This is a genomic window from uncultured Paraglaciecola sp., assembly GCF_913020055.1.
In the GTDB taxonomy this organism is placed as follows: Bacteria; Pseudomonadota; Gammaproteobacteria; order Enterobacterales; family Alteromonadaceae; genus Paraglaciecola.
Genome location: NZ_CAJWCF010000022.1, coordinates 21,744 through 47,488 on the forward strand (window position 1 = coordinate 21,744; position 25,745 = coordinate 47,488).

At 40.5% G+C, this 25,745-nt stretch carries 23 protein-coding genes; 4 read left to right on the top strand and 19 right to left on the bottom strand.

The window, feature by feature from the left end:
• Nucleotides 1–8: 8 nt before the first annotated feature.
• From hemB to tatA, 7 genes are read right to left on the bottom strand one after another with little or no spacing between them, the layout of a single operon-like run.
• A complete protein-coding gene (gene hemB / locus QZ488_RS06770) occupies nt 9–1,007 on the bottom strand; it encodes a porphobilinogen synthase (protein ID WP_293747075.1) in 999 nt (332 codons plus the stop codon).
• Nucleotides 1,004–2,911 carry a diguanylate cyclase gene (locus QZ488_RS06775; protein WP_293747076.1) on the bottom strand — a complete coding sequence of 636 codons (1,908 nt, stop codon included), beginning with the start codon at nt 2,909–2,911 and terminating at the stop codon, nt 1,004–1,006. The genes hemB and QZ488_RS06775 overlap by 4 nt, the downstream gene beginning before the upstream one ends.
• Nucleotides 2,901–3,713 carry a TatD family hydrolase gene (locus QZ488_RS06780; protein WP_293747077.1) on the bottom strand — a complete coding sequence of 271 codons (813 nt, stop codon included), beginning with the start codon at nt 3,711–3,713 and terminating at the stop codon, nt 2,901–2,903. The genes QZ488_RS06775 and QZ488_RS06780 overlap by 11 nt, the downstream gene beginning before the upstream one ends.
• 3 nt (nt 3,714–3,716) lie before the next feature.
• Nucleotides 3,717–4,301, bottom strand: a complete 585-nt coding sequence (locus QZ488_RS06785) for a hypothetical protein (RefSeq protein ID WP_293747078.1) — start codon at nt 4,299–4,301, stop codon at nt 3,717–3,719.
• A complete protein-coding gene (gene tatC, locus QZ488_RS06790; RefSeq protein WP_293747079.1) occupies nt 4,298–5,038 on the bottom strand; it encodes a twin-arginine translocase subunit TatC in 741 nt (246 codons plus the stop codon). The genes QZ488_RS06785 and tatC overlap by 4 nt, the downstream gene beginning before the upstream one ends.
• A 5-nt stretch (nt 5,039–5,043) precedes the next feature.
• Nucleotides 5,044–5,343, bottom strand: coding sequence for a Sec-independent protein translocase protein TatB (gene tatB, locus QZ488_RS06795; protein WP_293747080.1), 300 nt, complete (start codon nt 5,341–5,343; stop codon nt 5,044–5,046).
• Nucleotides 5,343–5,615 (bottom strand): twin-arginine translocase TatA/TatE family subunit, encoded by a 273-nt coding sequence (gene tatA / locus QZ488_RS06800; RefSeq protein WP_293747081.1) that lies wholly within the window; start codon nt 5,613–5,615, stop codon nt 5,343–5,345. The genes tatB and tatA overlap by 1 nt, the downstream gene beginning before the upstream one ends.
• 166 nt (nt 5,616–5,781) lie before the next feature.
• On the opposite strand from tatA, the gene QZ488_RS06805 reads away from it, so the two are divergent.
• Nucleotides 5,782–6,702, top strand: a complete 921-nt coding sequence (locus tag QZ488_RS06805) for a hypothetical protein (RefSeq protein WP_293747082.1) — start codon at nt 5,782–5,784, stop codon at nt 6,700–6,702.
• 76 nt (nt 6,703–6,778) lie between these two features.
• Here the strand turns inward: QZ488_RS06805 and ubiB are convergent, their stop codons facing one another.
• The 4 genes from ubiB to QZ488_RS06825 form a co-directional block, all read right to left on the bottom strand.
• Nucleotides 6,779–8,410, bottom strand: a complete 1,632-nt coding sequence (ubiB, locus tag QZ488_RS06810; RefSeq protein WP_293747083.1) for a ubiquinone biosynthesis regulatory protein kinase UbiB — start codon at nt 8,408–8,410, stop codon at nt 6,779–6,781.
• Between the two features lies 1 nt (nt 8,411).
• The gene (locus QZ488_RS06815; protein ID WP_293747084.1) at nt 8,412–9,068 is read right to left on the bottom strand and encodes an SCP2 sterol-binding domain-containing protein; all 657 of its coding nucleotides are present in this window, start codon (nt 9,066–9,068) and stop codon (nt 8,412–8,414) included.
• A 1-nt stretch (nt 9,069) separates the two neighbouring features.
• Nucleotides 9,070–9,858, bottom strand: a complete 789-nt coding sequence (gene ubiE / locus QZ488_RS06820) for a bifunctional demethylmenaquinone methyltransferase/2-methoxy-6-polyprenyl-1,4-benzoquinol methylase UbiE (RefSeq protein WP_293747085.1) — start codon at nt 9,856–9,858, stop codon at nt 9,070–9,072.
• 171 nt (nt 9,859–10,029) lie between these two features.
• Nucleotides 10,030–10,812 carry a hypothetical protein gene (locus tag QZ488_RS06825; RefSeq protein ID WP_293747086.1) on the bottom strand — a complete coding sequence of 261 codons (783 nt, stop codon included), beginning with the start codon at nt 10,810–10,812 and terminating at the stop codon, nt 10,030–10,032.
• 417 nt (nt 10,813–11,229) lie between these two features.
• On the opposite strand from QZ488_RS06825, the gene QZ488_RS06830 reads away from it, so the two are divergent.
• Nucleotides 11,230–13,206, top strand: a complete 1,977-nt coding sequence (locus QZ488_RS06830; RefSeq protein WP_293747087.1) for a diguanylate cyclase — start codon at nt 11,230–11,232, stop codon at nt 13,204–13,206.
• A 105-nt stretch (nt 13,207–13,311) separates the two neighbouring features.
• On the opposite strand, the gene QZ488_RS06835 is transcribed toward QZ488_RS06830, so the two are convergent.
• The 5 genes from QZ488_RS06835 to prlC form a co-directional block, all read right to left on the bottom strand.
• Complete coding sequence (locus tag QZ488_RS06835) at nt 13,312–13,440, bottom strand: hypothetical protein (protein WP_293747088.1); 129 nt, start codon at nt 13,438–13,440, stop codon at nt 13,312–13,314.
• Between the two features lie 103 nt (nt 13,441–13,543).
• Nucleotides 13,544–14,203 carry a hypothetical protein gene (locus QZ488_RS06840; protein WP_293747089.1) on the bottom strand — a complete coding sequence of 220 codons (660 nt, stop codon included), beginning with the start codon at nt 14,201–14,203 and terminating at the stop codon, nt 13,544–13,546.
• 84 nt (nt 14,204–14,287) lie between these two features.
• The gene (locus QZ488_RS06845) at nt 14,288–14,602 is read right to left on the bottom strand and encodes a helix-turn-helix transcriptional regulator (protein WP_293747090.1); all 315 of its coding nucleotides are present in this window, start codon (nt 14,600–14,602) and stop codon (nt 14,288–14,290) included.
• Nucleotides 14,603–14,694: 92 nt separating this feature from the next.
• Entirely contained in the window at nt 14,695–15,384 is a 690-nt protein-coding gene (locus tag QZ488_RS06850; protein ID WP_293747091.1) for a DNA-3-methyladenine glycosylase I, read from the bottom strand.
• A gap of 9 nt (nt 15,385–15,393) precedes the next feature.
• A complete protein-coding gene (prlC, locus tag QZ488_RS06855) occupies nt 15,394–17,430 on the bottom strand; it encodes an oligopeptidase A (RefSeq protein WP_293747092.1) in 2,037 nt (678 codons plus the stop codon).
• 265 nt (nt 17,431–17,695) lie between these two features.
• Between prlC and gorA the strand changes: the two genes are divergently transcribed.
• Nucleotides 17,696–19,045 (top strand): glutathione-disulfide reductase, encoded by a 1,350-nt coding sequence (gene gorA, locus QZ488_RS06860; protein WP_293747093.1) that lies wholly within the window; start codon nt 17,696–17,698, stop codon nt 19,043–19,045.
• Between the two features lie 82 nt (nt 19,046–19,127).
• On the opposite strand, the gene QZ488_RS06865 is transcribed toward gorA, so the two are convergent.
• The 3 genes from QZ488_RS06865 to QZ488_RS06875 form a co-directional block, all read right to left on the bottom strand.
• A complete protein-coding gene (locus QZ488_RS06865) occupies nt 19,128–20,528 on the bottom strand; it encodes a sugar porter family MFS transporter (protein WP_293747094.1) in 1,401 nt (466 codons plus the stop codon).
• Between the two features lie 87 nt (nt 20,529–20,615).
• Nucleotides 20,616–21,665: a FecR domain-containing protein gene (locus tag QZ488_RS06870; protein ID WP_293747095.1), complete on the bottom strand. Its 1,050-nt coding sequence runs from the start codon at nt 21,663–21,665 to the stop codon at nt 20,616–20,618.
• Nucleotides 21,662–22,252 carry an RNA polymerase sigma factor gene (locus tag QZ488_RS06875; protein WP_293747096.1) on the bottom strand — a complete coding sequence of 197 codons (591 nt, stop codon included), beginning with the start codon at nt 22,250–22,252 and terminating at the stop codon, nt 21,662–21,664. Before QZ488_RS06875 ends, QZ488_RS06870 begins: the two co-directional genes overlap by 4 nt.
• A 301-nt stretch (nt 22,253–22,553) precedes the next feature.
• Here QZ488_RS06875 and QZ488_RS06880 point away from each other — a divergent pair, with 301 nt between their 5' ends.
• Entirely contained in the window at nt 22,554–25,577 is a 3,024-nt protein-coding gene (locus tag QZ488_RS06880; RefSeq protein ID WP_293747097.1) for a TonB-dependent receptor, read from the top strand.
• Nucleotides 25,578–25,745 lie beyond the last annotated feature (168 nt).

A 25,745-nucleotide genomic window follows, 5' to 3' on the forward strand; every position in this document is an offset into this window, starting at 1 on the left:
AGCGGACGCTACCCTTTTGATAGCAGTTGCGCCGCATCTTTAGCAAAATAAGTCAAAATGCCGTCTGCTCCAGCTCGTTTAAACGCTATCAGTGATTCCAAAATCACTTCGTCTTCATTTAGCCAACCATTGGCAAATGCGGCTTTGTGCATGGCGTATTCGCCACTTACTTGGTAGGCAAAAGTGGGTACCTTAAACTCGTCTTTACAGCGTCTGACTATATCGAGGTAGGGCATGCCTGGTTTGACCATGACCATGTCTGCCCCTTCTTGTAAATCCAAGGCGATTTCGCGCATCGCTTCATCTGAATTAGCTGGGTCCATTTGGTAGTTCTTTTTATTACCCCCTTTAATGTTTCCTGCAGAACCGACTGCGTCTCTGAAAGGGCCATAATAACTCGACGCATATTTAGCTGAATAGGCCATGATGCAAGTATTGATAAAACCATTACTTTCTAATGCTTGGCGAAGGGCGCCTACGCGACCATCCATCATGTCAGAAGGTGCAACAATATCAGCCCCTGCTTCTGCGTGAGATAATGCTTGTTTGACTAACACCTCGATGGTTTCGTCGTTTAATACATAACCTTGTTCGTCAATCAGGCCATCTTGACCGTGAGAAGTGAAAGGGTCGAGAGCGACATCAGTGATAACCGCTATGTCAGGTATGGCTTGTTTAATGGCGCGCACTGCTTTTTGTGCTAAACCTTGTGGATTAAATGCTTCGCTAGCACAGAGTGATTTAGCTTGCATTGGAGTAACAGGAAAAAGCGCAATAGCTGGAATACCAAGCTCTACAAGTTCATGGGCTTCTTTGACTAACAGATCAATCGATAAGCGTTCAACACCCGGCATCGAAGGTACGGATTCTCTTTGATTTGTCCCCTCCAACACAAACATGGGGTAGATTAAATCGCTGGCGGTAAGTTGGTTTTCTGCGACTAATTTACGGGTGAAATCTTGTTTTCGTAATCTACGCATACGCGTATTGGGATATGTTTCGATCATGGTGAATCCTGATGTTGAATGACGTCTAAATGACTGCCTTGTACATTGTTTCGACCTGCATCTTTGGCCACATAAAGTTGTTTATCGGCCAAGGCGAGAATTGTGTCTTCAGCCTGGTTCAAGTCAGCTATTGCGCTACCTATACCAGCGCTAATAGTAATATTTATTGTTACGCCTTCTGTTTGTATGCTGGTTTTTTCGATTTCATCTCTAAGCTTTTCTACTAAAACTAAAGCGCCTTCTAGATCGGTGTTAGGTAGAATTAAGGCAAATTCTTCGCCACCGTAACGGCAAACGTCATCACTTGGCCTCTTTAGGGCTTTTTTAAGTGTATGAGCAACTGATTTAATACATTCGTCACCGGCTAAGTGGCCATATTGGTCATTCACTCTTTTGAAATGGTCAATATCCATCATCACTATCGATAATTGAGTTTGTTCTCGTCTACTTCTGCGCACTTCGGCTTGGTATTTTTTATCAAAATAACTGCGGTTACGAATGCCTGTCAATGCATCTAGAGTATTTTTTTCTTGTAGTTCCCGGTTTGTTTCGGATAACTCGCGAAGGGCAATTTCTAATTCTAAGGTGCGCTCTTGAACTTTGTATTCAAGCTCTTCGGTCGCGTTTTCTTGTAATGCCAACATGTCTTTTTGAGCATGTTGAGCTTGTCTTTCTTTGTTCAATAACTCTGCCTGCGTATTGTGCAATGCTTGGCGTTGTTGGTTGTGACTAATGGCCATAATGAGTGCCAGAAGCACGGTTTCAAGACCTGCTCCTAACATCAATAAATAGTATGAGGGTAAGCTAAAGTTAATCATGTCGAGTGCGTCTAGGCTTACGGCAAAACCACTGAGGAAAAGTACCGCTGAGGCTAAAGTATAGTATCCAGCGATAGCCAAACCTTTTATCCATAACCAAATTACTACGGCAAGTACAATAAGTTCACTGACACATAAAATCAGTAGAAAAGCTTTAAGAAAAACAGGAAGTGGAATAAATAAACTGATGATTAAACCCACTATAAAAGCATAAGCTATTGTTCTGAGTAGTTTGCTTAGCTTAGGTTTAAAGGCTATTACATTCAGTAATCCATCACAAAATATAATTGATAACCACACCGTCAAGTTGGCAAAAATACCCACTGCATGTTGTTGTAACCAAGGAAAATTAGGCCAAATATAGCGATAGCCTAAACCCTGTATGGCCGACAAGGTTAACCCTATGAAAATGACATAGCCGGTATACATTAAGAATATTGGGGATCGGATAGTGATGAAAAAGAATAGATTACTTAATCCCATGGCTAACATCAGCCCAAAGAAACCTCCCATGAGTAAACTATTTTTACTGGTATATTCTAGGTAATCTTCTTGTTGCCATATATTTAATGGTAAACGCATGGCACCTTGAGTATGAGCACTGATATATACGTCAACAGGTTGTCCGTTTGTTGGCACCGGAAAAACAAAATTTTCATGTTCAATAACACGTTGCGCGAAAACGAGTGAATCGCCTACTGTGTATTGTGCGAGTACTTTGTTGTCTTGGGTAAACCAAAGGTTAACACTGTCTAATAACGGGTAGTCAATTTCCAACAGCCTAGAGTTTGTTGGGGGGCCATTTTCTATTGTGAACCTAAACCAATGTACCTCATTAGATATTCCCAATGAAGTTAGGTCGCGGTCACGTTTTTGCCAATTATTGTTGGGAGCACTTAGAATATTAGCAATCGAATACTTTCTTTCTAAATCAATTAAGTGTTCGACATGCTGCACCTCAGTATGACTTGGCCGGTTTGGTTCGAAAAAATTAGTCGCGATCAAAATGGCCACTGCGCAGAAAATGCTGATGATGAATAACAGCCAGCTTTTATTTAATATATGATTAAATGAATTATTTGACATGGCCAGCACTATTGCTTGAAATATTAAACAATGCCTGTGTGTTTGCTTCGCTAGCCACTTGCAACGTTGTGATATCGGTAGCCATTATATTGGCCACTTCGCCAGCTATGTAAGGGAGATAGGCAGGTTCGTTATTGCCATTGTCCAATTTACGGTTGTTGGCTAAACCTTTGGGACGTAAATAGGGGGCATCGGTTTCTAGTAAAATTCGATTTAACGGCAATGATTTCACCGCATCGCGTAGGGATTGCCCACGCTTAAGATCACATACCCAACCGGTTATTCCAATATATAAATCTAAATCTAAGTAATGATTCATCTGTTCAATATTGCCAGTAAAACAATGTACTACACCGCCTTTCAAATCTTTACGGTACTTAGTCAATAATTCAATTTGTGTTTCAAATGCGTCGCGTTCATGTAAGAAAACAGGCAAACCCAATTCACAAGCCAATATCAACTGTTGTTCAAACGCAAAGCGTTGTTCATTTGGTGTAGAAAAATTTCGATTAAAATCTAAACCACATTCACCAATGGCAACAACGTTTTTAGACCTAGTAATTGCAGTTAATTCGGTTTTAGTCTGTGCAGTAAAATCTTTTGCATGGTGAGGGTGTACCCCTGCGGTACTAAACAAATGCGTAGGATGCAGGGCTGAAATTTCTCTGGCGTGTTGACTGCTAGACACTGAGGTGCCAGTGATAATCATTTGTGTAACATTTGCCTTGAGTGCTCGGGTGAATGCTGGGTCAAAATCTAGCCTTCGATCGGTAAAGTTGACTCCAATATCTACCCAATTCATGAGCTATTTTTGCCTTTTCACGCGAAGGCGTTTGTGAACTCCGTCTTTACCCAAAAAAAATGTACCTAACGAACCACGTTTAATTACCACCGTTTCTCCAACCGCAATTTTTAAACTCGTACTATCGAACTGTTTCCACACTTGCCCATTATCTAGCGTAATGATGTATTTTTTAAATGGATTTTTTCTAAACGAACGTACATTTGCAACAACACTATCTCCCGATTCTTCAAACCTAACATTACGTTTTAAACCAAAATCCTCAGTTGATGACTTAGCGCTAATCGATTGTTGTGGTGGTTGTACTGGTGTCGTCGTTACAGTTGATTTTTTTGGCGGCGCAACAGCTACTGGTATAGTAGTTTCCATTACTTGTTTTTGCGGCTCTACCGAGGCGACTGTTGTTTGTTCGGAAGCGACGCTCGTTTTAGCCGAAGGGGTGAGATTTTGACTGATAATATCAAAACAAACTAGGCGTTTTAGTGCATTTTGTTGCAAAGAACATTGTCTCATTTGCTCAGTCACATTGTGACTAAATACGTTGAAACTGACAGTCAATAAAAGTACACAAATGGTTAGTCTATTCATGAATCATCCTGCTCAATCGTTTCTTTTTTACTGGAATAAGTACTGCCTACTATTATACCAAGTTCATATAAAATCCACATAGGAATGGCCAGTAATGTCTGAGATATGATATCTGGTGGTGTAAGTAACATGCCCACCACAAACACCCCTACAATCACATATGGGCGTTTTGCGCGTAATTTTTCTGGAGTGGTAACGCCAGTCCAGCACATCAATACTACCGCTACCGGAATTTCAAAGGCCAAGCCAAATGCGAAAAATATCTTAAGTACAAAATTAAGATAACTACTGATATCGGTATTGATCACTACGTCTTCAGGTGCCACGCTCGAAAAGAACGCAAACGCCAAAGGGAAAACCACATAGTACGCAAAGGCCATGCCTAGATAAAATAACAGTGTGCTGGAAAAGAGTAGAGGAGCTACTAAGCGCTTTTCGTTTTTATATAGCCCTGGCGCGACAAAACCCCAAATTTGATAAAGTATTACGGGTATAGCAATAAAAAATGACAGTACCATTGTCAGTTTAAAAGGCGCGAAAAAAGGCGACGCTACGTCTGTAGCAATCATTTGTGCGCCTTCTGGTAAAGTGTCTAACAAGGGGGTCGCTAGCCAGTGGTATAAGTCTTGTGCAAAATAAACCAAACACAAAAACACCACAAAAACACTAATGACCGCATTTAGTACACGGCCTCTGAGCTCAATTAAATGAGCAATTAAGTTATTGGTTTCAGCCATCTTAGTTACTCTTTAGAATAGGGTTTTTGCACGGATTTGGCTGCATCGCGAAGCTCATCAACAGACTTCTGCAATTCTGGGGACAGATTTTCGAGGTTTGTTTCTTCGGCCTTTTTTAAGTTTTGATGTAATTCATGAACTTTGAACTGTTGCTCGACTTCCTGTCGAAAGCCATTGGCCATACCTTTAACGCTGCGCACAGTTTTCATGGCTGAACGAATAGCACCGGGTAACCGTTCAGGTCCCAACACCACTAAACCTACAACTGCAATAATTAGTAGTTCGAAAAAGCCGATATCAAACATTAACTATTCTCTTTGTGTTCGCTCTTGGTTTGCTGAACTGTATTTTCTGCATTTTCAGCTCCATCTGTTGATTTATCTTCAACTTTTTCTTTGGCCACAAAATCAGCGTCTTTGTTATCTTCTTTGTCTTTATCTTCATCGCTCATGGCTTTCTTAAAACCTTTCATCGCTGAGCCTAAATCACCGCCTAAACCGCGTAGTTTTTTGGTGCCAAAAAGCAACACAACTATAACCAAAATAATCACCAACTGCATTGGACTAATACCAAACATAAAATACTCCTAGAGACTGTTTTAATTTCATTATACGTAGCTTACTAAAAAGGTCACTGGAATTGATAGGCAAATCTAGGTTGTTTGAGCATTTAAAGTTAAACTTAAATTTGTAAACGCCATTCACTTGCTCATTAAGTTACCAAATTGGGTATTGAGGGAAAGTGTGAAAAAAGATTATTTATTACTTTTTATGTTACTAAGTACCTGTTATTCAGTGGCCGCACAAGAGTCTGCTGAGGACTATCCGTGGCTGGATACTATGCACCAGAGTATTGCTTCTTCAGTCAACTCGAGTGCTTTATGGTTTGATGACTTTTTTGCGTTAGAGGACTTTGATGATCGTGAAGAAGCCTATGGTGAAGCGCGTATTAGACTTGGCTGGGAGCCAAGAAGCCGAGACTTAAGTAAATTCGAAATGCGTTTTAAAGTTAGGGTTAAATTACCCAACCTGAAAAATCGCGCGGATTTGGTTTTATCTGATTATGACGATGACAGACCAGATAATGACATTCAAGCATCAGGCAATAATGAGTTTGTTGAAAAAAACCGATTTAGTTTGGCATTACGTTGGCGTAGCAGCCCAGAAAGTGGCTTGTCACATCGTATCGGGGTAGGCCGACGATTGCAGGTGTTTGCTAAAAGCCGTTATCGCAATTCACATATTTTGACTAATAAAACAACGTTACGTTGGGAAACCTCCGCTTATTTATATAGTAGCGATGGTTTAGGTGCCGACTTTGCTTGGCAATTTGATTACAACGTCACAGACCATTCAATTTTTAGATGGAATAATCGCTTCTATTATAGAGATAAAACTAAGGATTGGTTGTGGCAGCACAGCTGGCAAAAACTGACCCAGTTCGATGAGAAAAATGCGTTAATAGCAGGTGTGTATATTGAAGGACTGAGTCGGCCAAATTATCGTTTGGAAGAATATTTAGTCAGTTTAAGGTGGCGCAAAAATACCCTGCGTAAGTGGCTGTTTTATGAAGTTGAACCTTTTGTCTTATGGCGTCGTGATGAAAGTTTTTCAGCTTCTTACGGTATTGCATTAAGGGTTGAAGGTTATTTTGGTGATAGTTAACTTGAGTTCTAGATAAGCTATACCGTCCAGCTTCGCTACTAACACGTCTTATCCAGAGTTAAGTTAGATTTGATAGCTAAGAAATTTTAAAACGCCAAGCTACTATCCAACTGACCAATCCCAAGGCTAAACAGCCAACACTTGGCCACCAAAAAGGCTGATAAATTGGCAGTATAGCTGCAGAAATTATAAAAGTGGCGCCCACTAAAACCAACTGCGAACTGCGATGTTGTTGTCTTGATTGTTGTTGTTGCAATTCAAATTGCAGTTTTTGTTGCTCTGGTAGTTTTTTAACTTGTTTTAACGTGTCGTATATCAAGTCGGGCATTTCAGGCAGTTTTTCAGACCAATAAGGTAAGTTGGTCGAGATCTTTTGATACATGGCTTTCAGCCCAATTTGTTCTTTCATCCAATTCTCTAAAAATGGTTTGGCGGTTTGCCACAAATCAAGTTGTGGGTATAACTGACGACCTAAGCCTTCAATATAAAGCAGAGTTTTTTGTAGCAGTACCAGTTGTGGTTGTATCACCATATTAAAACGTCTGGCGGTATTAAACAGTTGCAGTAACACGTTACTGAATTCAATTTCAGCCAAGGGTTTTTGGAAAATGGGCTCACACACTTTGCGAATGGATGCTTCGAAATCATCGATATCAGTATCTGATGGCACCCACCCAGAATCTACATGTAGCTCTGCCACTTTTCGATAATTACGATTAAAAAAGGCGATGAAGTTTTCGGCTAAATAACGTTTGTCTTCGCTATTGAGTGTACCGACTATGCCGAAATCTATGGTGATATATTGGGGGTCGTTAGGGTTAACGGTAGACACAAATATATTGCCGGGATGCATATCTGCATGGAAGAAACTGTCTCGAAAAACTTGAGTAAAAAACACCTCAACACCGCGCTCTGCCAATCTCTTCATATTGGTATTGCGAGTAACTAATTGTTCAACATCAGATATAGGCGTGCCGTAAATACGCTCCATCACCATGACGTTTTTATGACTATAGTCGCTATAAATGGTGGGTACGTACAAAGCAGGTGAGTTTTCAAAATTACGTTTAAACTGTATGCCGTTAGCCGCTTCGTGGGTTAAATCCAATTCATCGATAATGGTGCGTTCGTATTCTTCAACCACCTCAACAGGGCGTAAACGTTTGCCATCGGGTAGCAACTTTTGCAATGCACTGGCAGCTGTGCGCATCAATTCAATATCAGATTGAATGGTTTGTTTAATGTTGGGGCGGATGACTTTAACAATCACATCTTGATTGTTGTCTTTTAACTTAGCTGCATGTACTTGGGCAATAGATGCAGAGGCCAGTGGTTTAGTTTCAAATTCACTAAACACCTCACTGAGGTCGGTTAAACCCAATGCATCACGAATGATCTGTTGGGCTAACTCAGGGTCAAAGGGTTTGACTTGATCTTGCAATATAGACAGTTCAGTCGCTACGTCTGGGGGTAATAAGTCTTTGCGGGTTGATAACATTTGGCCAAACTTTATAAATACCGGGCCTAAGGTTTGTAAGGCCAACCTGATACGGGTGCCTTGAGATTTATCAGGGTGTTTGTTGCGCAGCCAGAAAAACCCAATTCGCCCTAGTTTTGCGTACCACGGTAGCCACTTACTAGGAATAAGTTCGTCTAGTCCGTGTTCCAGCATCACTTTATTAATTTGGTAAAAGCGTAAAATTCTCACGTTAATTATTTAATCCAGTGTCAGCTTTTTTGGCTTGTTCCAATAAAGCTAGCCTGGCAGATAAACGTTCTGTGTCACTGCGTAGTTCACTTACATTTTTGCTAAACTCAAACATTTCGCTAGGTTTAACTGCAATCGAATCACTTTGAGTTAAACGTTCACCAAGCTCAATCGCGCCCTGTTCTATCTGCGTTTTAGCCGTATCGAATAACGTTCTCATACTGGCAAATGTTTGGTGGGCCACTACATCGCCGGTGTATCCAGAGAGCTGTTCTTCCCAATCAATATCCAAGTCTTTGAGTAAGGCGCTAAAAGTTTGCGCAACATAAATATCGCCGACCAGGTTAAGTTGCTTTTGTTGAATAAGCTGGGTGAGTTGGCTGCTATCTCTGAGCTTGGGTAAGGTCTCTAGATTTAATTCTATTAAACAATCTACTGTTTCAGTCGTCGGTTCTAAATCCTTGTCAGAAGGCATTACTGCACGTACATCAATTTGTTCAGAAAAACTGAATAATAAAGGCCAAGGCAATTCCTTAATCGTCACCTGCAACGATTTACCTGATAATTTTTTCAAGCGTTGTTGGCTGTCTTCATCGAGTTTAAGCAATTGGTTCATTGCCAGTTCAATACCTGAGGTCATTAATTGGGCAAAAGGCATACTAAAATTTAAAGCCTCTATGCAGCGCTACTATGCCGCCGGTTAAATTATGATAGGTAGTTTGTTCAAATCCTGCCGTTTCCATCATCGTTTTGAGTACTTCTTGTTCTGGGTGCATACGAATAGACTCGGCTAAATATTGGTAGCTGTCTGCGTCATTCGCCACAAGTTGGCCAATTTTAGGCAATAAATGGAATGAATACATATCGTAAGCTTTGTTTAACATATCGTTAGTGGGTTTAGAAAACTCCAAAACCAACAACCGACCAGCAGGTTTTAACACGCGGTACATTGACGCCAACGCTTTGTCTTTATCAGTGACGTTTCTCAGACCAAACGCAATGGTAATAATATCAAAACTATTATCAGGAAAGGGTAATGCCTCGGCATTCGCTTGCACATATTGCACATTGCCTACTATGCCTTTATCACGTAATTTATCGCGGCCCACCTTTAGCATGGCATCATTGATATCAGCCAAAACCACCTGACCCGATTCACCCACAATACGCGAAAACTTAGCGGTTAAATCACCGGTGCCACCGGCCAAATCTAATACTTTGTGTCCGGCTCGTACACCACTGCAATCTATGGTGTAACGCTTCCACAAACGATGTACACCGAAAGACATTAAGTCATTCATAATGTCGTACTTCGCAGCAACCGACTGAAACACATCTTTAACCATATTCACTTTTTGGCTGGTATCTACCTGTTTAAATCCAAAATGTGTAGTGGACTCTGATGTTTGTGTCGATGCAGAGGTATCATTTGTGTCAGGGGTGCTCATGAAAAATCCTTGATAGTCTTATGCCAATAGTTTACCGAATAAACGGCCAAGCCAACAGATAAGAATGATGGAATATGTTTCACTTATTTTTGATAGGGAGTTTGTCAGAAATTATTTGAATGAGCAGAGGTTATGGGTTGTCCTTTTTTTGTTTTATTTTTAACGACTCATTCAACTACAAGGAAGGTGTTGATTATGAAAATCTAAGGCTACTTCTTTTAGTTTTCTCTGTGTTTCCTCGTTCACATCAATTTCAGCAATATAGCCAAGAGTATTGGCAGGTTTTTCCGTCAATATTTGATAAAAAATGTAAGCCGTTAATAATGCGCCATTGAGGTTGGAATGATTACCGTCTGCTGCGTGCAAAGCTATTGCAGGGTATCTGAATATAAACGCATCCCAAACAAGGCCCACTGGTGCAACACATGCTGGCTCTCTAGTGGATATCGAAACATGCAGTTCATACACTCTTTGGCCCTCTTCGGTGTTTCCTCTGCGTGGCCATTCTGGAAACATTACGGGAGATGCAGGTAGCTTTCTAATTCGTCTTATCCACTCTTCTGCTGCATCGGTCGGATACGAAAAGTTACCCGTTGACGAATATTTTTGCGCCTGCAAAAAAACATGTGTCCATTTTCGTGCTTCTAAAGTGGCTTGAGTCGTACCATCCTTAAGCCGCTCAGCTAAGAAATTCGAACCGGGCGCCAGTGCCGCATTAACGGTTTTTCCTTGTCCTGTTGCTTCGATGAGAATAGCCACTAAATCAGGTAATCCGTTAACTGAACTATGGCTATTGCCAATAAATAACAATTCATAGTCAGCAAGCACTTGGGGCGTTGAGTCCAGTTCAGATGAGTTAACCCCGACGGCAGAACCATCAGAACCACAAGCACTTAGATTGAGTAGCAAAACAACACACAGTCTTATCAGCAATTTTGAAAATTTAATCATCATTTCGTTCCGAACCTTAAGGCTTACTATGCGTATCTGGGGTATTCATCAATTAAATTATTCGATTCACTTTAATCTTATACAGATTTATCCAGAAAACCCTCCAAGAGTCTTCTTAAATACGTCCTGAAAACCTCCTGACTGATGTTTGTTTACTCTAAGTACTGATAATCGCCTATTTTCACTACACTTCTATCGTTTGCAAAAGACAAAAAATGGCTCCGATTCTTATATGCTTAGATACCAATTGATTATTTTTAATACATGACGAACGTCTAGTTTTTCAGTATATTCATTTAAAACAGTCTGTTTTTTGAACCAAAGTGTTGAATACTTTTGTTATTCACATGCAGTTGGTCTTGTTGTGGGCAGACAAAGAATAAGAATAGTATTTTGATACAACAGATACAGGGAGTAGAGATGAACTGGGGTAAATTGTTTCTTACGTGTTTGGGGTTAACACTCTTTAGTTATCAAACCTATGCTCAGATGATCTCAAAACAAGGCTTGCTGCAGTATCAGTCTGACTTTGTTCAAGCCCAAAAAAAAATCGATTCTCGTCTCGCCGATACTGCCAATAATACGCCTGTATCAATCGAGCTGAGTTTGCAAAAAGCCCAGTTGTACATGGCCTTTCAACGTGCCGATTTACTACAGCCCTTATTAAGTGATATTCAACAGCAAATAATGACGCAAGATGATGTTGTTATTCAAAGCCAATGGCATTTTTTAAGTGGTGTTCAATTATATTTGGTAGGTAAATACGCTCAAGCAAGTGAAAGTTTTAAGTCCTCGTCGCTGTTACTCGAGGAGGTAAATAGCCAGCAGGAATATGCCTACCTAGAAAATTTCATATTGATGTATCAGGCCGTTAATCGAATATATTTGCAACAGTATGAAGTTGCACTTGATGAACTTACCGCTGTATTCAAGCGAGCAGAAAAGAACAATTGGCCGATTATTCAGGCACGTAGTTTAGTTTTTATCGGTGATGTTAGTTATGCCTTAAAAAACTACGAGCAGGCTTTGGAGTATTATCAAAACGCTTACAATATCTACCCTGAAGATGCGTTGATTTATCGTGCTGAAACACGCATGTATGAAGCTCAGATGGTTAATGTTGTGGGTGACAGAAGTGTAGCGTTTGAGCAGTTAGAGCTGGCAATACAGGTATTCAATAATAATTCTGATGATACCCGGCTAGCTAATGCTTATGTGTTGAAATCCTATTTTTACAGCAAAGTACCAGACGATGCCAAGGCACTGGAATGGATTGCAAAATCTGTCAAAAAACGTGAAGAATTAGGCAATCCGATTGAAATTGCTAATGCATATGTTCATTACAGTGCGCAATTGGCTGTCGATGATCAAATGCCACAAGCCTTGGAATACGCCAAAAAGGCAGCGGATTTGGCTGAACAACATGAGGATATTTCTGGACAGTGGGATTCTTACGGTAATTATGCCAAATTGTTAAATCAAGCCGGAGATTACCAGCAGGCCTTTCATTATATGCAGTTGAGTGAGAGGGCATTGTTGAAAAAAGCCCGTTTGGATATTACTTCTCAAACCGCCACATTAAACGCCCAGTTCAATTTGAGTCGCGAGCAATTAAAGAGTGAACTTTTAGACAAACAAGCGCATCTTTTTGAAGAGCGCAATACCTTGTTAAATCAACAGTTGTCGATGAAGCAAAGAGAGCAACAACAACAAAACTGGATGCTGATTATCTTGTCCTTGGCATTGGTGTTTTTCTTAGGTTTGTGTGCGGTAATCTATCGTCTATACATTAAAAATAAATTATTGGCCAGACGAGACACATTAACCTCATTACATAATCGCCGCAGTATTTTGACCCTTGGAGAGCAAGCATTAGTGTCCAGTGATCGATATCAACATGCACTGAGTGTGCTGATGTTGGATATCGACAACTTTAAGGCTGTTAACGATCATTTTGGTCATGAAGCGGGAGATCGAGTCATTCAATATGTGGCTGATATTTGTGTGGCCACCGTGCGAAAACCTGATTATGTGGGGCGTGTTGGTGGTGAAGAGTTTTTACTGGTTTTACCGCATACCGATGAAGACGCTGCATTGTTGTTAGCTGAGCGTTTATGTAAAGAGATAGTCCAGTCGGAAAAACAAAGTCTTGGGCAAGTAGAGCAAGTGACTGTCAGTATTGGTATTGCCACTAAAAACATCAAAAGCAAACGCCCCTTTAACCGTTCGCCAAATAAAGACCTTAGCCAACTCATTCGTGAATCGGATGTGGCCTTGTTTGCCGCTAAAGAGCTAGGGCGTGATCAAGTGCAGGTTTACCACTGTGATTTAAAACTAAAAGGCGATGCGGCTAATCTTGAATCAACCACTCCGGATATGCTACGCACAGTATCTTAGCCCGTCAGACCAAATGTTTGGTTGAGACTGTTGAGGGTGTATACAACTTTTATTTTAAAATGGCTAAGAGCGACGGGGATCCTTCCCCGATCGACTTAGATAAGATCAATTAGCTGGAACGATTTGTTCTGTTGTTTGAGGTGGCTTTTTCATTCCAGGGATCGCTGAAGCCGGTGACGATGCTAAAGAAAAAGAAACAACAAGAGTTAAGATCACAAATTTAATTTTTTTCATAATAAACGCTCCGAAATAATTCGATTATGATGAGGACTTAGTTCCGCATCAAATGGCATTATGCCATACGTTTATGACCTGAAAAGTTTAGTTGAAATGTTAACTACGCAGGAAGGTGTTTCTTAGATTGGTTGTAAAAATAGTGCATGTAAATGGTCGTTAGCGTAATTCCAGATAATAAATTAGCGACTAATGTGAAGTTATAATAGACCATTGTAATATCTTTTAAGCCTGCTAAGTGTCTTAGAAAGTATTCCAGCAGCATTATGGCAATTAAACTGTAACCAGCTAATAGTATACTTCTTAGTTGCCAATCTAATGCAATTTTGCCTGATTGATGCCCAAAGTATTGAGACATTAAAAAAACTCTTTTAAACAATAACTCCCTCGCAATGTTTGTAAGAGTCAAAAGTCCAATAGAATAGTAAATATGAGGTTTGTTGGCATAAGAAGTATTCCACCAAAAAAACTCAGCTCCTATGCTCAAAAGAATAATGACGAGGGTGACTTTTGTGGAAGCTTGTTTAAAGCGGTAAATGGAAATTGCCATACAGACTGCGTAAACTAAAACCATAAATGTTGTACTTTCTGGTAGCGTATACAGTAAATGTGTAATGCACCAAAGGCCAAGTAATATTAATAATGCGCCTAATGTATCTTTGTCTGACCAACAAAAAATACAACTTAACGAAAGAGCTGCAATGTAAATCAGATTAAAGTGTTCTGGATTATCACCAAACAAATAAAGTAAAACGGCAAACAATGGGGTTGTGAGGTAGAAAAGTGTTCGGTGAAAATAATATTGGGTATTAAAGGGCAGATTGCCAAACACTTTAAAGATAGTGGTTTAATCCTGTTTTTCGGATTCAGTGATGTCTTTGGCCATGTTGACTAGATGTTGATCTGAGAAACCAAAATACTTCATTACGTGCCCGAAGAATTTGTTGCGTGTTGCAGATGATGCGCGTTGTGCACAAATCATATGCCATTTAGATATCACCTCAGCACCAATTGCTTCAATGGTTTCGCGCTTGTCGTTTTCTATTGCAGAAACTGTTTCGCGGCTGATACCTATACGTGCAGCTAAATCGTGTTGAGTTAATTCAGCTTCTTTTCTAAGCTCGCGAAGTAAAAGACCACTAATTTTTGTTCTTCTGCTCATCAGTTGGTTACTTCGTTAGTCTTGAATAGTTAAATGCTAATTCATTGTTGGTGGTTTTGTCTACTAGTTTTGCCTTAAATATTTACCCCTAGTTATTGATAATTATCGCCCACGCTTTTGGAGATGATCATACTTAACTCTTGTAATGAACGACCGCTTTGCTGTTGCAGTTCATTAAAGCTTTGTTGAATGGCTGTAAGACTACGTTTTGACTGAGCTGAGCCAGAAATAATATTGCGCTGAGTGAAATACCCAACCACATCATTACTCAGTATAAAGGTGTCTTTGCCCATTACTCGCAAACCATAGGCGCCGGTATTACCGCCCAGTCTAGCGCCATTTTTTTTCAAATAGGCCCAAAGGCCGATTATGTCATCTGTAGGCCAGTCTGCTACAAATTTAGCAAAACTACCGTGTTCACGGGCCACGTTATCAATCATGATGGCGTTTTCACGGATGGTTTTTACTTTATTATAATTGCGAATAATACTCGGGTCGGTAGCTTTTTGTTCGAGCATTTCATCAGGGATGAGCAAGACTTTTTCGATATTAAAATCGAAAAAGACTCTTTCAAAATCAGGCCATTTATTATGTACTACGCGCCAGACAAAACCTGATTGAAAAACCTTTTTACTAAACTCGGCTAAAAATCTGTCATCGCCAATGGAACCAAGTACATCGTTCGACAAAGGTTTGTCTAACATGGTGGCCAAGGCTTGTGGGCCGCCTTTGCGCTCACAAGCTCTTTGATAAATTTTCTGAAACGTTTCTAAGTCGCTCATACTGACAAATTAAGCCGCAATGCCAGAATGACGAAGTAAGGCGTCAACTTCTGGTTCACGACCTCTAAAGGCGACAAACATTTCCATGGGTTCTTTGCTGCCACCCATTTCTAAGATGTTAGTCAAAAAATCATGACCGGTTTGTTGATTAAAAATGCCTTCTTCTTCAAAACGGCTAAATGCATCAGAAGACAGCACTTCTGCCCATTTGTAGCTGTAATAACCTGCTGCATAACCCCCAGCAAAAATATGTCCGAAGCTATTTTGAAAACGGTTAAAGCTAGGTGGAATAAGCACAGCAACTTCTTCGCGTACTTTGTCTAACCACTGTTGCACGTTAGTTTGGCCAGCCACAAAATTTTCGTGCAAACTAAAATCAAACAAGCTGAATTCTAATTGCCTAAGCATTTGCATGGCTGATTGAAAGTTACGTGCGGCTAACATGTTATCTAATAAAGTTTGTGGTAATGCTTCGCCCGTTTCAAAGTGTCCTGAAATAAAGCTTAATGCTTCTGGTTGCCAGCACCAATTCTCTAAGAATTGACTAGGTAACTCCACTGCATCCCATGCCACACCGTTGATACCTGATACACCGCCTACGTTTATTTTGGTTAACATATGATGTAACCCATGGCCAAACTCATGGAACAAAGTGACCACTTCATCGTGGGTAAATAACGCGGGTTTATCACCTACTGGGCCATTAAAGTTACAGGTCAAATACGCTACTGGGAATTGCTGGCTACCATCCACTTTTTGTCTGCGTACTTGGCATTCGTCCATCCAAGCACCGCCGCGTTTTTTCTCGCGGGCATATAAATCTAAGTAAAAACTACCTCGAAGTTCACCTGTTTGATCATGAATATCGTAAAAACGCACATCTTTGTGCCATGTATCGATATCGTCACGGGCGCTGATTGTTAAGTTGTATAAACGCGATACCACCTCAAACAAACCTTTTACTACCTTGTTTTCAGGAAAATAAGGGCGTAATTGTTCATCAGAAATTTTATAGGTTTGTTCCTTGAGCTTTTCGCTGTAATAAGAAAAATCCCAAGCTTGTAATTTATCTGCTTGATAATGTTCTTTGGCAAAGGCTGTCAGTGTATCAATATCCTGTTGCGCTTGAGGTTTAGATCGTTTAGCTAAATCTTGCAAGAAACCATTCACTTGTTCACTGGAGTTTGCCATTTTGCTGGCCAACGAATACTCTGCAAAATGCTTAAAACCCAATAGTTTCGCCAGTTCTTGGCGTAAACCTAAGGTTTCTTCAATGATTTCAGTGTTGTCCCATTTACCGGCATTGGGTCCTTGATCAGAAGCCCTTGAGGTATAAGCACGGTACATTTCTTCACGTAATTGACTATTGTCGGCGTGGGTCATAATGGGCAGGTAGCTAGGGATGTCCAAAGTAAACAACCAGCCTTCTAACTCTTTACTTTCAGCAAGTTGTTTGGCCGCACCTAAGGCCGACTCTGGTAAACCAGACAGCTCGGCTTGGTCGGTAATATGTTTTTGCCAGCCAAAAGTGCCATCCATCACATTATTACTAAAGGTTGAACCTAAGTCTGATAAGCGGCTTTTAACCTCGGCATAACGGGCTTTTTTCTCGTCGTCTAAGGCTACGCCTGATAATTTGAAATCGCGTATCGCTTGAGTAATCACTTTTTGTTGGGCTCCTGATAGCGAACTGAATTCATCACTTTTTTCAAGTTGGCAATAAGCGTTGTACAAATCAGCGTTTTGGCCTACCCACGTGCCGTATTCAGACAGTGCAGGTAAACATGCATCATGTGCTTCGCGTAATTCATCATTGCTAACGACTGAGTTCATGTGTGAAACCGGTGACCATTTGCGGCTTAATTGATCGTCAATTTCTTCAATCGGTGCCACTAGGCCATCCCAACTGAAAATGCCTTGGCTTAACACTTCGGTGATTTTAGTTTTGCAGGCACCAATAGCTTGTTCGATAGCAGGTTGAATATGCGCAGGTTTAATAGCCGAAAATTGCGGTAGGCTAGATAAATCATTTAATGGATTGGTCATAAAGGTATTCTTCTCTGCTAAGTTATTTTAGAAATTGGGTTGGATTAACTAAATCTCAATAGCTGACTGGCCGTTCCAACAGATAATTTTGTCAGTGACGCAATTTAACTGCACTAAGTCAGTTCTTTTTACCTGCTAATGGCGTACAAAAGATCATAATTATTTAAGTATCGGTTAGCTAGATTGCATCGATTGGAAAATTGCGGTGTTATTTTTGTAAGATAGGCATTATCTTGAATTATAAAATTTATAACTAGGCAGACACATGGCAGATTTTGATTATATATGTATTGGTGGTGGTAGTGGCGGTATTGCATCGGCAAATCGCGCGGCCAAACACGGTAAAAAAGTAGCATTGGTTGAAGCTAATGCCATTGGTGGAACCTGCGTCAATGTGGGCTGTGTGCCGAAAAAAGTCATGTGGTTTGGCGCGCACGTGGCTGAAGCGATTAACTTGTATGCACCTGACTATGGTTTTGATGTCACAGTGAATAACTTCAATTGGCAAACACTAGTGGATAGCCGTGAAGCTTATATAAAACGTATACATGGTAGTTATGGTAGTGGTTTTGAAAAAAATGGTGTGACGCTAATCAATGGTTTTGCCACCTTTGTGGATAAAAACACCATCGAAGTCAACGGCAAGCAGTACACCGCCGAGCATATTTTGATTGCTACAGGTGGTCGTCCTACCTTACCTAAAATTCCTGGTGCAGAACTTGGTATTGATTCAAATGGTTTTTTTGAGCTGACCGAACAACCTAAACGTGCTGTGGTAGTAGGAGCGGGTTATATCGCGGTAGAGCTTGCTGGTGTGATGCACGCATTAGGCACAAAAACCGACTTGGTTGTACGTAAACATGCACCATTACGTACCTTCGACACTATGTTATCGGAAACATTGGTTGAGCTAATGGCGCAAGACGGGCCAACATTACATACCCATGCAACACCAACCCAAGTGAATAAAAATGCTGATGGCTCTTTAAGCATAGAATTCGAAAATGGTGAATCAATTGAAACAGATTGTGTGGTATGGGCCATAGGTCGTGAACCAGCCAATGATAAAATTGGTTTGGAGAATACGGGCGTAGAGTTAAACGAACGTGGTTACATTAAAGTCGATAAATTCCAAAATACTAACGTTGACGGCATATATGCTGTAGGCGATAACATCGGCTATGTTGAACTCACTCCTGTTGCAGTGAAATCTGGTCGTTTGTTATCTGAACGTTTGTTTAATGGTCAGACTAATGCCCATATGGATTACACGCTAATTCCGACAGTTGTGTTTAGTCATCCGCCTATTGGTACTATTGGTTTGAGTGAAGCCGAGGCTATCAAGGAATACGGCGAAGACAATATCACTGTTTACAATTCAGGGTTTGCAGCCATGTACACGGCCGTGACTAAACATCGCCAAATGACTCGTATGAAGTTGATTTGTGCAGGCGAAGATCAAAAAGTAGTAGGTTTACATGGTATAGGTGCAGGCATGGACGAAATACTCCAAGGCTTTGGTGTAGCCATGAAAATGGGCGCGACTAAAGCTGATTTTGATGCTTGTGTGGCGATACATCCAACTTCTGGTGAGGAATTTGTCACCCTGACTTAGCGGTCAGACTCCGAGCCTTAAACATTGAAAAAAATCACCTGAAAATACCGCTAGCAGTATTTTCAGGTTTTCTCAGTTCAGCTTAACCCTGCATACTCTCTAAGGTTTTGCCTTTTGTTTCACTGATCATTTTTATCACAAAGATCACAGATAACATTGCGCATAGTGCATAAAATCCATAAGCACTGGCTAAACCAATAGTGGTTAGCATAATAGGAAAGGTCATGGTGATCACAAAATTGGCAATCCACTGGGCAAACCCTGCCACAGCCAATCCAGAACCGCGGATTTGATTAGGGAACATTTCACCAAGCAATACCCACATAACCGGTCCCCAAGACAAGTTAAAGAAAAATACGTAAGCATTGGCAGCAATTAATGCCAAGGTGCCATTTTCACCTAACATCAAATTACCACTTTCTGCCACATCGGCATTGGCGAATACCCAAACAAGGGTGAGTAAAGTAATACTCATACCGATTGATCCGATGATCAAAAACGGTCGTCTCCCAAGTTTATCAATTAAGCTGATTGTAATAACGCAGGCAATAATACTGACAGCACCAACAATCACATTAATCATCAGTGAGTCTGATTCAGAGAAACCCACGGCTTGCCATAATACTGCGCCATAATAAAACACCACATTAATGCCTACTAGTTGCTGAAACATGGCTAAGCCTATTCCTACCCAAACAATGGTTCTAACTTTTCCACCAGACACAAGATCTGTAATTTTAGGTTGATGGGTTTCTGCTGCAATGGATTGTACAATTTCTTTCAATGTAAGTTTGGCTTGGTCTACCCCATAAAGCTTTGTAAGTGTGTCTAATGCTTTTTGACGTTTGCCTTTTATCATCAAAAAGCGAGGGCTTTCTGGGATGACAAGCAAAGACAAGAAGAAGATCACTGCTGGCACCAGTTCAATCCAAAACATCCAACGCCAAGTTTGATAACCCAGCCAAAAAATCTCTGTAGAGCCGCCAGCTGCGTTCGCAAGTAAATAGTTGCTGATGAATGCGCAAAACAGCCCAAATATTATCGCTATTTGTTGAATTGTAGCGAGCCTGCCACGCATTCTAGGAGGTGCTATTTCAGCTATATATGCGGGTGCCATTACTGACGCCGCTCCAACAGCAAGTCCGCCAATAATACGATAGAAAATAAATTCTGCAGAGCTTAGCGCGATACCTGAACCCCAAGCACTAAGAATGAAAAGTACGGCAGCAATAATAAGCAGGCCTCTACGGCCAAGCCAATCAGCTAAAGTGCCAGCGGCAAATGCACCTACAGCACAGCCTAACAACATACTTGCGACATTAAATCCCTGCCCAATAGATTCAGATTTAAATGCAAGGGTCAGCCCATCAACCGTGCCATTGATTACGCCACTGTCAAAGCCAAATAAAAAACCGCCAATGGTTGCTACTGCACTTATGACAATAATATAAAATAGATTTTCTTTATGAGAATGGTTGTTCATCTGTAAGTTTCACTTTTTTAAGGTAGGCAAAAAGCCACCGACACAAAACTAGGTTGCGGCTATTTGCAAGGAATGAGGTTGGTGGTTTTAATCAGACTGAGGTTTTTTACTAAGTCTTATTTTGTTGTTGCTCATTTTTTTGACGATAACATCAAAGTTGCTTTCCAAAGCGGACAAAAAGCCACTGATATCTGATGTCTTGAAAAGCCCAGCAATTTGCTGCTTTTTAATGTCTTCATCACCAAAATCAAATTCATAGTTGGTGTATCGGGCAACTTCTTGCATGGCTTCAAAGAGGCTTTCACCTCTAAAAATCAGATTGCCTTGCTGCCAAGCCAAGTCAGAGGCTTGTTTGGTTTCGTCATTACCAATGATGTTGGTATTACGTGCTTGTAGCTGAGCTTTTTGCCCTTTATTGACGGCAAAAGATTGTGGAGATAGATGCACATTTTTCAGCTTCAGAGGTGCAACGCTCTGGCTATTGATGTCTGTGACTAACACTTTGCCATCAGTCACAATCAATTCAACTTCACCCGCGCCAAGCTCAACATTAAAAGCAGTACCCACTGCTTGGATGATATTTGAGCCAGCATATACACTTAAGGGCTTTTGCTTATTGTGAGCAACTACCACATGCATTTCGCCGCGCAATAATTCAAATACTCGCTGCTTATCGGTATAAGTCACTTTAACTAAGCTGTTTGTATTCAATGTTATTTGGGTTTTATCCTGCAAGAAGAAAGTAGATTGTTCTCCAATTTTGGTTTCGTATTCGTTATTGAACTGGACGATTTGTGTTGTATTTTGGCCTAAAAAGATGTCTGCATTGAACCACAAGGCTACAGAAATAAGCGATGCAAAAACGAAACTCGCGGCCCAAGCTAAAATTGGTGCCTTTTTACCGGTTACATTGTGAGGTTTGCGAGGGAATAATTCACTAAGTTGTGAAAGAGATTCCATTTTGTCCCACAGCTCCACCAATTGCATGAAGGTTTCAGCATGTGTAGGTGAAACCTGCAACCAGGCTTTCAGCTCGCTTAGCTCTTTGTTTGATAACCCTCTGTCTAGCCGAGTTATCCATACACTCGCTTCATCGATAGGTTCTTTATTGATGTTAATCCCAACCACCTTACTCATCTTCTAGCCTCTCGAGCATTTACTGCAGATACGTTTGCCGACTCGGACTGACGAATACCAACATTTAATTGATTGATGCCCAGCATGTAGCTTGCACATCGTTTAAATCCCACGGCTATATGTTTTTCTACCGTGCTCTCACTTAAGTTCATTTCTTTGGCAATCTCTTTTTGAGAATATCCATAGACTTTTTTTAATACAAAAACCCGTCTGCACTGCACGGGTAATTGGCGAACAGCCTCACAAAAATGGGCAAACTCTTCATTACTAGCAGCACTCTCAAACACTTCATCATGAATAGTAGTTTCGGTATCAAAATCACATTCAGTATCTACGCCATCGGCCAGCCGAGTTTCTGCTTTTTTCAAATGGTCAAATGCCAAGTTTCTTGCCGTTTTCATTAAAAACGATTTCTGTTGTTCGATCGGCTCACGCTTATCCATTTGACAAATTCGCACATAAGTCTCTTGAACAATATCTTCAATTTCTTTGGGCGGCACTATGCGTGACACCATTCGTAACATGCTATCCCTTGCAGCCATAAATATTGGATGCCATGACGTATGTGTTGCTATCTTTTTTTGCATTTTTATATGCTAACTCTTGTCGACATTTGGTAGCCTCGGGTATATAACGATTGGCAACCAATATTCCGCCAGTTAAATGCTGATTTTCTTTAGCTACTGATTTGAGAGTAGCGTCAGACATAGAAATTAAGTGTAACTTTCTTGTTAATACATGTTAACGTTTTAGGCCTTTAAATATCCAGTGTTCTCAAATAAAATACGAATGTAACGTATTGTTTAATATATGAAATTTAACAAATCATCTACATTATTTATAGTTAACACTAGACCAAAAAATGTCATTTTCTGGATAGCTCTATGTTTGTTTAGTGAATTTTTATGGGCAGTACCTAGCCAAGCTATGCAGGAATTCAATATTGACTCCGGTTCTGCAGATGTTTCATTAATTGAATTTGCCCAACAAGCTGACCTTACTATCATCTTCCCCTATACAAAAGTGCAATCTCGTCGTTCCAATTCTTTAAAGGGCAGCTTTACCATTGAACAAGGCATTATCAATCTACTAGAAGGTACGGGACTGGTAGCTGCGTTTGAAACCGATGGGGTGGTGACTATCAAGCGCATCTCTATTCGCGATACAGTTGTTGTAGACAAATCGTTCTTTCAGGGGATAGTGGATTTATTTGTGGGCAAAGGTGACAACATTGTCACATTTCCCGAAGAACCTTTAGACACTGAACTAATCGTAGTGCGAGGAATTCGAGGCAGTATGGATTGGGCCTTAGATATTAAACAAGAATCTATAGGCGTGTCAGAATCAATACAATCAGAAGACATTGGCAAGTTTCCAGATCTTAATTTGGCTGAGTCGTTGCAAAGAATCACAGGTGTTTCTATCGATCGTTCTGAAGGTGAAGGGCAATTTGTCACTGTGCGAGGGATGGGCCCACAATTCAATACGGTTTTGAGTAATGGCCGAAGATTAGCGACAGATAACCAAGGCCGTGAATTTAGTTTCGACACCATTGCGTCAGAATTGGTGACATCGGTTAGTGTAGACAAAACCTTTTCAGCCTCCCAGCCTTCCGGTGGAATTGGTTCTATCATTAATATCAAAACTGCAAAACCTATGGCATCAAGAGAATTTAAAGTGGTCGGCAGTCTCAAAGCTACGTTTGATGATAATAGTCAAAAAACCACTCCCCAAGGCACAATCTTTTTTAGTAACAGTAATGATAAGTTAGGCTGGTTGTTTTCGCTGTCTCACCAAACTCGTAAGGCACGTATTAACGAAGTGCAAACAGACGGTTGGCTGTTAAATACCGACGTTCCAACTGATCAGATTAGCAGCATATCGGACAATATTTTTGTACCCAGAAATTATGATCAACGAGTTCGATTTGACCAACGTACTCGCACAGGTGGTACGTTCGTTTTGCAATATAAGGCAACACCAAATCTGGAAATTAACCTCGACTATTTACAGTCTGACTTTAATGTTAAAACTGATTCCACATCACTAGGCCACTGGTTTACATCGAGTAATCTAGAGAATGTGGTCACCGATGAAAATGGTACTGCAATTGAGTTTTCACAAAATGTAGGACACGCTACAGATTTTCATGCGCGTACTTTCGATAGGCCCTCAAGTTTAAGTGCGCTGGGGTTGAATACTATTTGGCAAGTGTCCCCAGAAGTGTTGCTTGAGTTTGATGTTTCTAGCTCTAAAGCTAGCACCCAAGACAGAATAGGCGCCGGTAACGCTTTGACTCTAATTGGTTACCTTAATCGTTCTTCTTTCTCAATTACAGAAGATAATGTATTACCCCAAATAACTAACTTTGAGTCGTCCGATCCAACAATTGTTGATGCGATAGGAGAGGCTTCTGGGGTGTCATATTATTTGGATCCTATCAACGGCAAAGCCCATGTTATGTTACGTCGAGGCTGGAATATTGATGATAAATTTGATCAATTAAAAACAGATATTACATTTTTTGACCGACTTAATTTTGATTTAGATATTAAGTTTGGTTTTATGTATTCAAAACAATCAAAAACCAATGAACGTTGGGATAATGAGAAAAATGCTGTTCACTGTTCGTTTTGTGGATATTTCCCGACTCCCGATATTCCAGATGATTTTCAATCAGTATTTGATGCCGGGAGTGATTTTTTAAGTGGTATAAGTGGTAGTGAACTTTTGCCAAAAAGTTGGTTAAGACACGATGGTGAAACACTGTTTGGTTTTCTTGAATCTGCGAGTGATGTGACTTTCGATGCGGTTATACGGAATAATTCTTTTTCGATAATAGAAAGTGTAACGTCCGCCTATGTTGAGGGACAACAAGACGCCCAATGGCGGGGCATTGAATTTTTATCAAAATATGGTGTTCGATTTGAAAACACTAAAATTATGGTAACGGGTTTTGAGTCGGACCTATTGGCTTTAACAATTCTTGATCAAACTGAACTGGGGCAACTTAACTCACCAGGTCGACCTATTTCACAATCTGCATCATATAATAACTGGTTACCTAGCATATCGGCTAAGGCAGAATGGAAAAACAATATTATTGCACGATTAGGTTTATCTCGGTCGTTAACTAGACCCACTATGAGTCAGTTGTCACCAAGTTTGTTAGTTAATACAACTCGTCAAGGCGGTGACTTACGGGCTAGTTCAGGCAGCCCAAATCTGCAACCATATGAATCTACCAATCTGGACTTGGCTGTTGAGTGGTACTACCAAGCTTCAAGTTATATTTCGGTGAGTTATTTTAATAAAATAGTTAAAAATTTCATTGTAAGCACAGTGACACAAACCAGTATAAATGATGTTACTGATCCTAGCACTGGGAGCGACTCTAGTGCCCCCGACTTTGAAGATAGTCTCGCTGAATTTGACTTAACCACACCCACAAATGGTGAAACAGCAACAGTAAGAGGATTTGAACTGGCGATTCAGCATGCGTTTGACAGTGGTTTTGGGGTTGTGGCAAATATGACCTTGGTAAATAGTAACGCCAAATTAAATCCCACTGATATTTCGCAAAAGTTTGCTTTAACAGGACTAAGTGATTCACAGAATCTCATCGTCTATTACGAGAAAGGTCCTAGCCAAATTAGGTTGGCTTGGAATCACCGTGATGGATTTTTGCAATCCTTGGTGCAAATACAAGGCCCAGAGCCCACCTACGTGCGTAGTTATCAGCAACTTGATGTAAGCGCGAGTTATGCGGTGAATGACAATCTTTCAATATTCATTGAAGGCGTCAATATTACCGAAGAAAATGTACTTAAACATGGACGCTTCAGTAATCAATTGCTTTTAGCTCAGCAACCAGGTGCACGATATTCTTTAGGTCTACGGGGCAGTTTTTAATCTCGCCTGCCGGTTTATAGAACTTAGCCAAGCAAAACGTTGTGTATACAACAGCCTCTTCAACTCCTCACTTACAATCTTCTAATACCAATAATACCATATATGGACCCTCTCCAATTGCAAGACACCAATTTGACTGATTAACAACACTCATTGCTGCCATATATT